This is a genomic window from Achromobacter spanius (assembly GCF_029637605.1).
Lineage (GTDB): Bacteria > Pseudomonadota > Gammaproteobacteria > Burkholderiales > Burkholderiaceae_B > Achromobacter > Achromobacter spanius_E.
In genome coordinates this window covers 4,935,050-4,947,338 of the sequence record NZ_CP121261.1, presented here as the reverse complement: position 1 = coordinate 4,947,338, position 12,289 = coordinate 4,935,050, and the positions used below count along the sequence as shown (strand labels likewise).

At 65.1% G+C, this 12,289-nt stretch carries 11 protein-coding genes; all 11 read left to right on the top strand.

What is annotated here, in order from left to right:
- The first annotated feature begins 18 nt into the window (after positions 1-18).
- Positions 19-897 (top strand): NAD(P)H-hydrate dehydratase, encoded by an 879-nt coding sequence (locus tag P8T11_RS22045; RefSeq protein WP_268080019.1) that lies wholly within the window; start codon positions 19-21, stop codon positions 895-897.
- A gap of 121 nt (positions 898-1,018) precedes the next feature.
- Positions 1,019-1,252, top strand: a complete 234-nt coding sequence (locus tag P8T11_RS22040) for a hypothetical protein (RefSeq protein WP_050446754.1) — start codon at positions 1,019-1,021, stop codon at positions 1,250-1,252.
- A 354-nt stretch (positions 1,253-1,606) separates the two neighbouring features.
- Entirely contained in the window at positions 1,607-3,220 is a 1,614-nt protein-coding gene (locus P8T11_RS22035) for an ABC transporter substrate-binding protein (RefSeq protein WP_268080020.1), read from the top strand.
- A 93-nt stretch (positions 3,221-3,313) separates the two neighbouring features.
- Complete coding sequence (locus P8T11_RS22030) at positions 3,314-4,285, top strand: succinylglutamate desuccinylase/aspartoacylase domain-containing protein (RefSeq protein ID WP_268080021.1); 972 nt, start codon at positions 3,314-3,316, stop codon at positions 4,283-4,285.
- A 66-nt stretch (positions 4,286-4,351) separates the two neighbouring features.
- Entirely contained in the window at positions 4,352-5,983 is a 1,632-nt protein-coding gene (locus tag P8T11_RS22025; RefSeq protein ID WP_268080022.1) for an ABC transporter substrate-binding protein, read from the top strand.
- 58 nt (positions 5,984-6,041) lie between these two features.
- Positions 6,042-7,019, top strand: coding sequence for an ABC transporter permease (locus P8T11_RS22020; RefSeq protein ID WP_268080023.1), 978 nt, complete (start codon positions 6,042-6,044; stop codon positions 7,017-7,019).
- Positions 7,020-7,025: 6 nt separating this feature from the next.
- A complete protein-coding gene (locus tag P8T11_RS22015; RefSeq protein WP_050446758.1) occupies positions 7,026-7,943 on the top strand; it encodes an ABC transporter permease in 918 nt (305 codons plus the stop codon).
- A 37-nt stretch (positions 7,944-7,980) separates the two neighbouring features.
- Positions 7,981-8,964 carry an ABC transporter ATP-binding protein gene (locus tag P8T11_RS22010; protein ID WP_268080025.1) on the top strand — a complete coding sequence of 328 codons (984 nt, stop codon included), beginning with the start codon at positions 7,981-7,983 and terminating at the stop codon, positions 8,962-8,964.
- Positions 8,961-9,971 (top strand): ABC transporter ATP-binding protein, encoded by a 1,011-nt coding sequence (locus P8T11_RS22005; protein WP_268080026.1) that lies wholly within the window; start codon positions 8,961-8,963, stop codon positions 9,969-9,971. The genes P8T11_RS22010 and P8T11_RS22005 overlap by 4 nt, the downstream gene beginning before the upstream one ends.
- Entirely contained in the window at positions 9,971-10,876 is a 906-nt protein-coding gene (locus P8T11_RS22000; protein WP_268080028.1) for an alpha/beta hydrolase, read from the top strand. Before P8T11_RS22005 ends, P8T11_RS22000 begins: the two co-directional genes overlap by 1 nt.
- Positions 10,877-10,914: 38 nt before the next feature.
- Positions 10,915-12,045, top strand: a complete 1,131-nt coding sequence (locus tag P8T11_RS21995) for a M20 family metallopeptidase (protein WP_268080029.1) — start codon at positions 10,915-10,917, stop codon at positions 12,043-12,045.
- The last annotated feature ends 244 nt before the right edge of the window (positions 12,046-12,289 follow it).

The window sequence follows — 12,289 nt, the reverse complement described above, 5'->3', positions numbered from 1 at the left end:
CCCACGGAGCCTCAGCCAATGAACACCCTCGTCCCGTCCGTCGGCGCCCCCATCGACCGCGCCAGCCTGCCCGCCCTGTTCGCCCCGCGTGGGCAAGACACGCACAAAGGCAGCTTCGGCACCGTCGGCGTGGTGGGCGGCGGCCCGGGCATGACGGGCGCCGCGCTGCTGGCCGCCCGCGCCGCACTGAAGACCGGAGCCGGCAAAGTGCTGGTCGGCTTCGCCCAGGAAACCTTGCCGCTGGCGTGCGACCCGCTGCAACCCGAACTGATGCTGCGCGACGCCCGTTCGCTATTGGATGCAGACTGGGGCGTAACCGCCTGGGTGGCCGGCTGCGGTATCGGCACGGATGCGCTTGCGGCCAACGCGCTGTCGGAACTATTCGTGCTGCGGCGCGAAGCCCCGCTGGTACTGGACGCCGACGGACTCAACCTGCTGGCCACGGGCGACATCCGCCCCAACTGGGGCGCGGGCCCTGTCGTGCTGACCCCGCATCCCGCCGAAGCCGGGCGCCTGCTGGGCACCAGCGCCGCGCAGATCCAGGCAGACCGACCCGGCGCCGCCCGGCAATTGGCGCAGCGTTACGGCTGCTGGATCGTACTGAAGGGCGCGGGCACGGTCGTTTGCAGCCCGGCGGGCGACATACGAATCAACACCAGCGGCAACCCGGGCTTGGCCACGGCCGGAACAGGCGACGTATTGGCCGGGATGCTTGGCTCGTTGCTGGCGCAAAAGCTGCCGGTGGACCAAGCCGTGGCCGGGGCAGTCTGGTTGCATGGGGCCGCAGCCGACACGCTGGTGGCCCAGGGCATCGGCCCCATCGGCTTGACGGCGGGCGAACTCGCGGACGCTGCCCGCGCCTTGCGGAACGAAAACTGGGGCAGCTTCCGCAGCTAAGTCCCCGTCAAATAAACATTTTTACAACATACTAGGGTTTTCCCTGAAAAGGTCATTGCTTTCGAACTAGGGTTATCCCTATAATGGTTTTCACCAAGACGAAACGGACTGGAGAAAGACCATGAGCGAACTGACCCTGAATAGCACTGCCCGCCTGACCGACGCGCTGGAGCGCGACCTGCTGCGCGGCGCCCTCGAGAACCAACCCAATTCCCATCCGCTGACCAGCCTGAAGAAGGCCGGCCAAGCCGTGATCGCCGCTGTCGCCAGCGTGTTTGCCTTCATCGACGAAGTGAACGAGTCGATGAACAAGGCCCGCGCCGCCAGCTCGCGCTTCTCCGGCTCGCAGTGGTAAAAACAGCCGCGCTGGGCTGAAACCGCGATCGATATTCGCGGTTTCGCCCGGCGCGCTGTCGTTTTCGGCCCGCTTGCTGGACAAGCGCCCGATGACAGGCGTTCGGTGTCTTTTTCGGCACTCTCGCCCGGGCAAGCATCCCCGCTTGTTCCCTTCCTCTCGGCGTTTTCCCTAGCTCCAGATTCGCCGTTCTTCATTGACAACGCGCGAAGCCCCTATTGATAATCGGCCCCTTGCCGTCGTGCCTGGCGCCAACCCATCCTAGTTTGCCCGCGGCCGACAACGTGTCCGGCCGCGGCGGCGGTGGTTTTCGCGCAGGCATGATCCGGTTCGCTATCCCTCCGGAGTTGTCACATGAAGTTGCGCACCACCCTGGCCCTTGTGGCCGCCGCCATTCCCCTGGCAGCCGCTCAAGCCCAGACGCTGAAGATCGGCCTGTCGGCCGAACCCACTTCGGCAGATCCCCACTATCACAAGATGACGCAGAACGACGCGTTCTCCGCGCACGTCTACAATTCGCTGGTGGGCCGCAGCGCCGACATGAAGCTCAAGCCCCAGTTGGCCACGTCCTGGAAGAACCTGGACGACCTGACCTGGGAATTCAAGCTGCGCGACGACGTCAAGTTCTCGAACGGCAAGCCGTTCACGTCCGAAGACGTGCTGTTCACGATCTGCCGCACGCTGAACAACGAAACCAACGTGTCGCAGTCCTACATGGACATGACCAAGCGCATCGCCGACGTGCAAACGCCCGACGCGCACACCGTCATCATCAAGACCGCCGAACCCTTCCCGCTGATGCCCGCCGAGCTGGCCCGCTCGCTGCCCATCATCTGGAACGGCATTGTTGAGCACGGCAAGCTGACGTTCGACCCCAAGAAGGGTTGCGGCGTGACGGGCGCCTGGCCCACGGTGGCCGACTTCAACAACGGCAAGGATGCCATCGGCACCGGCCCGTACACCCTGAAGTCCTACGTAAAGGGCACCGGCATCGAACTCGTCCGCAACGAGAACTACTGGGGCGACAAGCCGGCCTGGAAGGAAGTGAAGTTCGTGCCGGTGCCGTCCGCCGGCCCGCGCCTGACCGGCCTGCTGTCGGGTGATTTCGACATGATCGAAAACCCCGCCGCCCGCGACCTGCCCCGCCTGAAGGACAACCCGAAGTTCGGCTTCGTCGCTACGCCGTCCACCCGCCTGGTGTTCTTCCAGCCGGACGTGGCACGCAACCCGAGCCCGTTCGTCAAGAGCGCCGACGGCAAGAACCCGCTGCAGGACCTGCGTGTGCGCAAGGCCATTTCCATGGCCATCGACCGCAAGACCATCACCGCGCGCATCATGGACGGCATGGCCACCCCGGCCTACCAGTTCATGCCCGACGGCATGTTCGGCGCGCTGCCCAAGGCACCGGAAATCAAGTACGACCCGGAAGGCGCGAAGAAGCTGCTGGCCGAAGCCGGCTACCCCAACGGCTTTGAATTAACGCTGTCGTCCACCAACGACCGCTACGTCAACGACGGCCAGATCGCCCAGGCCGTGGCCCAGTACCTGGCCCGCGTCGGCATCAAGACCAATGTGGACGCCATGACGGCCTCCATCTATTTCCCCAAGCGCGCCAAGCGCGAATTCAGCTTCTCGATGGGCGGCTGGCCGGCGGAAACGGGTGAAGCCTCGGCGCTGTTCCAGCTGTGGGTCGCGTCGCTGGATTCGCCCAAGAGCCTGGGCACCAGCAACTACGGCGGCTTCTCCAATGCCGATTTCGACAAGGTCTACAAGGAAGCCATCGTGACGGTTGACGCGCCCAAGCGCGAAAAGCTGTTGCAGGAAGCCACCCAGATCGCCCTGGACAACGTGCCGCTGATTCCGCTGCACTTTGAAAGCAGCATCTGGGCCTTCCGCAAGGGCATCACCTACGAAGGTCGCCGCGACCAATACACGCTGGCGACGTCGGTCACGCCCGAAAAGAAGTAATCTGGTTCGCTTGAACCGTGAGACGGCTGCCTCGTGCAGCCGTTTTCTTTTGCCGGATCCCTATACAATTCCCCCGCTTCATCGGAGTTCCCCATGCCCACGTCCACGCCCGCGGTCCAGCCCCGCCCTTTTCTTCTTGCCTGTCCGGATTTGTCATCGGAGCGCTTGGGCAATACGGAGACGCCCGGCGTCTGGCATTTTGACTCCGGCGTGCCGGGCAAGCGAGTAATGTTGAGCGCGCTGATCCACGGCAACGAGCTGTGCGGCGCCTGGGCCTTGAAGGAAGCGCTTGCGGCCGGGCTGCGCCCGCGCCGGGGCTCGCTGACCCTGGCCTTTTGCAACCTGGCGGCGTTCGACCGCTTCGATTCCACCAATTACGCCCCCGCGCGTTTTGTCGACGAAGACATGAACCGCGTCTGGAGCGACGACAAGCTGACCGTGCCGATCAGCCAGGAACGCCGCCGCGCCGCGCAGATCCGTCCGTGGGTGGAACAGGCAGACTGGTTGCTGGACTTTCATTCCATGAGCAATTCCGACGTGCCGCTGCAACTGACCGGCATGGAGCAGCGCAATATCGACCTGGCGCTGGCGCTGGGCAACCCCGCCACCATCATCGCGGACGCGGGCCATGCCGCCGGCGTGCGCATGCGCGACTACGGCCGCTTTGGCGAAACGGGTGACAACGGCACGCGCTCGCTACTGATCGAATGCGGTTTCCACGGCGCGCCCGAAGCGCGCGGCGTGGCGGTGGACCAGATGGCGCGCTTCCTGCTGGAAGCCGGCACGGTGGACCGCGACGACATCCCCGACGCCTGGTTCGCGCCCGCGGCAGCCGCCCAGCGCGCGCTGCGGGTCACCCACGCCGTCGCCGCCAAAAGCGCGGACTTCCGTTTCGACCAGCCCTGGAAGGGCCTGGAAACCTTGGCCACGGCGGGCACCGTCATCGGCTGGTCCGAAGGCGAAGCCGTGGTCACGCCCTATGACGACTGCGTGCTGATCATGCCGTCCACCGCCAATCTGCGGCCCGGCGTCACCGTGGTCCGCCTGGCGCAGGCTATCGTCTGATCCGCAAACCGAGCGGCGCCCAAGCACGAGGCACCGCCGGCATCATCCAAAACAACAAGGGAAAGCATGTCCATCCAGGTAACTATCCGCAGCGCATTACTGGCCTGTACGCTGGCCGCCGCCGCCCCCGCCGCCATGGCGCAGGCGCAAGCGGCCACCCTGACAATTGGCTTGTCCTCCGAACCGACGTCGATGGACCCGCACTATCACCAAGCCACGCCGAACGACGCGATGACCTCGCACATGTTCGAAACGCTGGTGGGCCAGGACGCCAAGATGGGCCTAATTCCGCGTCTGGCCACAAGCTGGAAGGCAGTGGACGACACGACTTGGGAGTTCACGCTGCGCGAGGGCGTCAAGTTTTCGAATGGCCAGCCCTTCACCGCCCAGGACGTGATTTTTACGTTCTGCCGCGTGATGAATAACGAGCAGTCCATTGGCGGCTCGTACCCGGCGATCGTGCAGAAGTTTGCCGATGTGCGGGCGCAAGACGGCAACAAGCTGCTCATCAAGACGCGCAAGCCCTATCCGCTCTTGCCCAACGACCTGACCCGCACGGCCATGCTCTGGAACGGCATCGTCCAGCACGGTCCCATCACGTTCGACCTGGCGAACAAGTGCGGCGTGACCGGCCCCTGGCCCACCGTCGCCGACTTCAACGGCGGCCGCGACGTGATCGGCACCGGCCCCTACACGCTGAAGTCCTACGTGAAAGGCACGGGCATCGAACTGACACGCAACGACGGCTACTGGGGCGACAAACCTGCCTGGCAGAACGTCAAGCTGATTCCCGTACCGGCCGCCGGACCGCGCCTGACCGGGCTATTGGCCGGTGATTTCGACCTGATCGAGAACCCTGCCGCACGCGACGTGAAGCGCATTTCGGAAACACCGGGCTTTGGCTACGTCATCACGCCGTCGGTGCGCGTGGTGTATTTTCAGTTCGACGTGGCGCGCAACCCCAGCCCCACCGTCAAGGCCGCCGACGGCAAGAACCCCTTGCAGGACGTGCGCGTGCGCCGCGCCATCTCCATGGCCATCGACCGCAAGACCATCACCGCGCGCATCATGGACGGCGCCGCCACGCCCGCCAACCAGTTCCTGCCCGACGGCATGTTCGGCACGCTGCCCCACCCGCCCGAACTGAAGTATGACCCCGAGGGCGCGAAGAAGCTGCTGGCCGAAGCCGGCTACCCCAACGGGTTCGAGCTGACTATTTCGTCCACCAACGACCGCTACATCAACGACGCCCAGATCTCGCAAGCGGTGGCGCAGTACCTGTCGCGCGTGGGCATCAAGACGACGGTCGACGCCATGACGCGCTCGGTGTATTTCCCCAAGCGCGCCAAGCGCGAATTCAGTTTCGCGATGGGCGGCTGGTCGTCCGAAACCGGCGAAGCCTCGTCTTTCCTACAATACTGGGTCACCCGGTTCGACAAAGCCCAGGGCCTGGGCACCAGCAACTATGGCGGTTACGACAACCCCGAGTTCGATGCTGTGTTCAAGCGCGCGCTGGTCACCGTGGACCCCGCCGAGCGGGAAAAGCTGTTGCAACAGTCCCTGACGATTGCACTGGCCGACCTGCCCAGCATTCCCCTGCACTTTGAAAGCAGCATCTGGGCTTTCAAGAAGGGGCTGGTCTACGAAGGCCGAGCCGACCAATACACCCTGGCCATGTCGGCCAAACCCGCCAAATAATCCCGCCAAGCAAGCACTCGGCGCCAAGCAACCCTGAGCCCACCAAGGAAATCATCACGTGGCCTTGTTCATCCTGCGCAGACTGATACAGAGTCTGTTCGTACTGCTGGCCGTTTCGGTCGTGGTCTTCTTCGCGGTGTATGCCGTGGGCGACCCGATCGAACTGCTGGTCAGCCCCGAAGCCAGCCAGGCAGCTCGCGAGGCGATGATCGCCCGCCTGGGCCTGGACCTGCCGGTTTGGCAGCAATACACCGGTTTTCTGTGGCGCGCGCTGCATGGCGACCTGGGCACGTCCTTCGTGCACGGCATTCCGGCCATTGAACTGATCGTGCAGCGCATTCCCGCCACGTTCGAACTCGTCATCGTGGCCATCATGCTGACCTGTGTGATCGGGATTCCGCTGGGGCTGGTTGCCGGCCTGTACCGCGACGAGTATCTGGGCCGCGGCATCATGGCGTCGTCGGTGCTGGGATTTTCGTTGCCGAACTTCTGGCAGGGCATGATGTTGATTCTGCTGTTTGCCGTGTGGCTGGGCTGGCTGCCCGCCACGGGGCGTGGCGACACCGTCACGGTGCTGGGCATACGCCTGTCCATCCTGACCGCCGACGGCTGGGCGCATCTGATCATGCCGGCCATCAACCTGGCGCTGGCCAACATTGCGCTGGTGCTGCGCCTGACCGCCTCGGGCGTGGTCGAGGCACGCAGCCAGGATTACGTGAAATTCGCGCGCGCCAAGGGCGTCAAGCCCGGGCGCATCGTGCGCCGCCACATCCTGCGCAACATCCTGATCCCCGTCGTGACCGTGATCGGCATGGAGTTCGGCAGCCTGATCGCCTATTCCACCATCACCGAAACCGTGTTCGCGTGGCCGGGGATGGGCAAGCTGCTGATCGACAGCGTCTACCAGCTGGACCGCCCCGTGGTGGTCGCCTACGTGATGCTGGTCACCCTGATCTTCGTGGTCATCAACCTGGTTGTGGACATTCTGTACGCCGCGCTCGACCCGCGCGTGCAGCTCGTGGCCCCCGCTCAATAATCCGCCATGGCTAACATTCCCAATTCCGGCCGCACTCGCACCGTCCAGCCCCTGGCCGAGACCCCGCAGCGCGCCTCCATCCTGAAAAAGCTCCGCGCGCGCCCCACCGTGCGCGGCTCCGTGATCGCGCTGGCCGTCCTGATCATCCTGGTGGTCTTCGCGCCCTACTTCGCGCCGCAGAATCCCTACGACCTGGCCAACCTGTCGCTGCTGGACGGCCGCCTGGCGCCGCGCCAGGCGCTGATGGACGGCAGCATCGCCTGGCTGGGCACCGACGACCAAGGGCGCGACATGCTCAGCGCCATCCTGTATGGCTTGCGCATCAGTCTCATGGTGGGCCTGTCGGCCGTGGTGCTGGCCACCGCCATCGGCGGCGCCATCGGCCTGATCGCCGCCTACGTGGGCGGCCTGGTCGACACCATCCTGATGCGCATCGTCGACTTCATCCTGGGCTTCCCGACCATTCTCGTGGCGCTGGTGCTGCTGGTGGTGCTGGGGCGCGGCGTGGACAAGGTGATCCTGGCGCTGGTGCTGGTGCAGTGGGGGCACTATGCCCGCATCATGCGCAGCCGCGCGCTGCAAGAACGCCGCAAGGAATATGTGGAAGCCGCCGCCAACCTGGGCTTTCCGGCCTGGCGCATCATGGTGTTCCACCTGCTGCCCAACTGCCTGGGCCCCGTCATGGTGTTCGCCACCATCCAGATCGCCACCGCCATCGCGCTGGAAGCCACCTTGTCGTTCCTGGGCGTCGGCGTGCCGATCACCGAGCCGTCGCTGGGCTTGTTGATTTCCAACGGCTTCCAATACCTGCTGTCGGGCGATTACTGGATCAGTCTGTTCCCCGGCATTGCGCTGCTGGTGCTGATTCTTTCCATCAACATCGTGGGCGACCGCCTGCGTGAAAGCCTGGACCCCAAGCGATGACGCCCACCCGTCGCCTGTGGCGCAATGGACAACTGAAATGAGCGATATCCTTCTTGATGTGCGCGGACTGCGCACCGCATTCCACACCGAAGCCGGTGCGTATCTGGCCGTCGACGGCGTCGACCTTACCGTGCGCCGCGGCGAAATCGTGGGTCTGGTGGGCGAATCCGGCTCCGGCAAATCCGTGACCGGCTTCTCGCTGCTGGGCCTGATCGACCCGCCCGGGGAAGTGGTGGACGGCGAAGTGAAGTTCAAGGGCACCGACCTGCGCAAGTTCACGGAAGAGCAGATGCGCCAGTTGCGCGGCAACCGCATCGCCATGATCTTCCAGGACCCCTTGATGACGCTGAACCCGGTGCTGAGCATCGGCGAGCAGATGATGGAAGCCATCCTCACGCACGAAAGCGTGTCCCGGGCGCAAGCCGAGGAACGCTGCCGCGAGGCGCTGGAGATGGTGGGCATTCCGTCGCCCGAAAAGCGCTTGAAGAGCTATCCGCATGAGTTTTCCGGCGGCATGCGCCAGCGCGTGGCGATCGCCATCGCCATGCTGAACAAGCCCGACCTGATCATTTGCGACGAGCCCACGACCGCGCTGGACGTCACCATCCAGGGGCAGATTCTCTACCGCATGCAAGAGATCTGCCGCGAGCACAACACCGCGCTTATCTGGATCACCCACGACCTGGGCGTGGTGGCCGAACTGGCCGACCGCGTGGCCGTCATGTATGCCGGCCGCATTGTGGAAAGCGGCCCGGTTGAACAGGTGCTGGAATCGCCGCGCCACCCCTACACCCGGGGTCTGCTGGATTCGATGCCCGGCGCCACCCAGCCCGGCGCCCGCCTGCACCAGATCAACGGCATGGCGCCCAGCCTGGCGGGCCGCCCGTCGGGCTGCGCGTTCCGGCCGCGCTGCACCAAGGTTATCCCGCGCTGCACCGAACAAGCCCCCTCCGTTACCACCGAAGGTCCGCGCAGCTACCGCTGTTACGTGCCGATAGCCCGCGAGGCACAGCAAGCATGAGCCAAGCCGATACTCCCGTCATCGAGCTCAAGAACGTCCACAAGCGATTCGAACAGCGCCCCGACCTGGCCCAGCGCATCCTGGCCCTGACCGGCCGCCCGTTGGACCGCCGCACGGTGCATGCCGTGAACGGCGTGGACCTGTCCATCCAGCGCGGCGAAGTCGTCGGGCTGGTGGGTGAATCAGGTTGCGGCAAGTCCACCCTGGGCCGCGTCGTGGCCGGCCTGCACCGCCAGACTGAAGGCGAACTGCTGTACCAGGGCCGCGACGCCGTGCGCCTGCGCGGCGCCGACAAGCTGGCCTACACGCTGGGCGTGCAGATGATTTTCCAGGACCCGCAAGCGTCCTTGAACCCGCGCCAGCGCCTGCGCCAGATCCTGGGCGAATCGCTGAAGGTCCACAAGTTGGCGCCGCCGGCCGAGATCCCCGCTCGTATTGACCAGGCCTTGAAGGAAGTGGGTCTGGACGCCGAATACCGCGACCGCTTTCCCCACCAGATTTCCGGCGGCCAGCGCCAGCGCATCGGCATCGCCCGCGCGCTGATGGTGGCGCCCAAGTTCCTGGTTTGCGACGAGCCCGTGGCCGCGCTGGACGTGTCCATCCAGGCACAGGTGATCAACCTGTTCATGGACCTGCGCGAACAGCACGGCTTTACGTATCTCTTCATCAGCCACGACCTGGGCGTGGTCAAGCACATCTCGGATCGCGTCGCGATCATGTACCTGGGCAAGATCGTGGAAATTTCCACGTCGGCCGAGATCTTCGCGCGCGCCAACCACCCGTACACTCAGGCCTTGATGGCCGAGGTGCCGGACGTGGCCCGCCGTGGCCGCAAGTTCACGCCGATCAAGGGAGAAATCCCGTCGCCGCTGAACCCGCCCCCGGGCTGCACCTTCAACCCCCGTTGCCCCCACGCCATGCCGCGATGCCGCGAGCAGGCGCCGGCCCTGAAAGAAATCTCGGCGGGCCATTGGTCGGCCTGTCACCTGAACGAAGCGAGCGCCTGATGAAACCCTCCGACATGTCCAACGTGGACCGCATCGCCATCGAAATGGGCCATGCGGGCCGCAACACCATCCAGTACATCGACGAGGACCGCAATTCGGATCGCCCGTTCAAGCTGCAAACGTACCGCCCCTACGGCTACACGCCCGACCGCCCGGTCGTCATCGTGCAGCATGGTGTGCTGCGCAACGGCGACGAATACCGCGACTTCTGGGTCGAGGCCGCCGACAAGCACAAGCTGCTGATCGTGGCGCTGACCTTCTCCAACGAGATCTGGCCCGGCGTTGAAAGCTACAACAACGGCCGCGTGTTCTCGGCTGGCGGCAACCCGCGCCACATCGATGGCTGGACATACGCGCTGGTGGGCAACGTCATCAAGGACATGATCGACGGTGAAATCACCGACGGCCAGAACGTCTACCTGTTCGGCCACTCGGCGGGCGGCCAGTTCGTGCACCGCTTGATGAGCAGCCAGTCGCACGCGCCCTTCAAGGCCGTGACGGCGGGCAACCCGGGCTGGTACACGCTGCCCACGTTTGATTACCCGTTCCCCGAAGGCATGGACGGCGTGGGTCTGACCGAAGAGCACCTGGTGAAGCTGCTGGCCTACCCCATGACGATTCTGGCGGGCGATCAGGACATTGCCACCGACGACCCGAACCTGCCGGCGGAGCCTGCCGCCATGCGCCAGGGCCCGCACCGCTTCGCGCGCGCCAAGAACTACTACGACTTCGGCAAGCAAGAAGCCGAGCGCCGTGGCGTGCCGTTTGGCTGGACGCTGCAAGTGGTGCCCGGCATCGGCCACGATGGCCGCGCCATGTCGGCCGTTTGCGCCAGTTTGTGGTTTGACGGCAAGATGCCCGACGACGCCGAACTGGCCCGCCTGGCCGGCCAGCAGGTCGCCTGATCGCTCCTTCCTTTTTCATTGCTGAAACCGAACCCGCCATGTCCAACACTCAGAGCACTGAACAGATCGTCGCCGGCATTCAAAGCTGGCTGCAATGCGAATCGCCGTCGAACTTTCCCGAAGGCATCGCCGCCATGGCGCGCATCATCGCCGACTACGCGGCCGCCGCGGGCCTGACGGTTGAGCTGTCGTCGCTGGGCCACACCACGGGTCCGCTGCTGTACGCCACCAACCGCGCGCCCGGCGACACGCGCCCGGGCATCCTGATCCTGGCGCACATGGACACGGTGCACCCGGTGGGCACGCTGCTTGAAAACCCGGTGCGTATTGATGGCGACCGTCTCTACGGCCCGGGCAGTTATGACATGAAGGCGGGCATCTACCTGGCGCTGACCGCGCTGGCCGGGGTGGCGCGTCCCGGCGCGACGCAACTGCCGGTGGACTTCCTGGTGGTGCCGGATGAGGAAACCGGCAGCCATGCGTCCCGCGTGCACATCGAACGCTTTGCCGCCAACGCCAAGTACGCGCTGGTCTGCGAACCGGCGCGTCCGAACGGCGGCAAGTGTGTGACCGCGCGCAAGGGCACGGGCATGTTGAACCTGAACGTGAAGGGCCGCCCGGCGCACGCCGGCATGCAGCACGAAAAGGGCCGCAGCGCGATCCGCGAAATGGCGCACCAGGTGTTGGCGCTGGAAGCCATGACCGACTACGACCGCGGCATCACGGTCAGCGTGGGCACGATTGCGGGCGGCACGGTCACGAATACGGTGCCGGCGCTGTGCCGCTGCGTGGTGGACTTCCGCGTGCCGGACATGGGCGCCGCCGAAGACGTGCTGCGCCGCATGCGTGAGTTGTGCGCGGTGGGGCCGGATGTGGAACTGGACATCAACGTTGAACTGAACCGCCCGCCGATGGTGAAGACAGACGCTGCGGCGGCGTTGCTGTCGCTGGTGCAAGGCTACGCGGATCGGGCGGGTTTCCTGCTGGAAGACGCGCCGATGACCGGCGGCGGCAGCGACGCGAACTTCACGTCGGCGATGGGAATTCCTACGTTGGATGGCTTGGGCGCTGATGGCGATGGGGCACATACGTTGAATGAGTATGTGCTGGTGTCGACGCTGGAACAGCGGCTGAAGTTCTGGGAGTTGCTGTTGAAGGAATTGGCGTAGGGGTGATGGCAACGGCGTGGGTGACTCATCGGATGATGGGTTGCGCGCGATCTACGGTGGTGTTCTTTTGAACGGCGGTTCGCGCTTCACCCATCCTACGGGGTCTCGGCTGATGGGTTTCGCTTGCCTGGCATCGTAGGATGGGTGAAGCGCGCGGTGTCGATGGCAAGGGCGCCGGTGGCCCATCGCGCGTAACCCATCTGGCGGTGGTCACGGGTTGATCCACGGGCGGCTGATGGGTTGC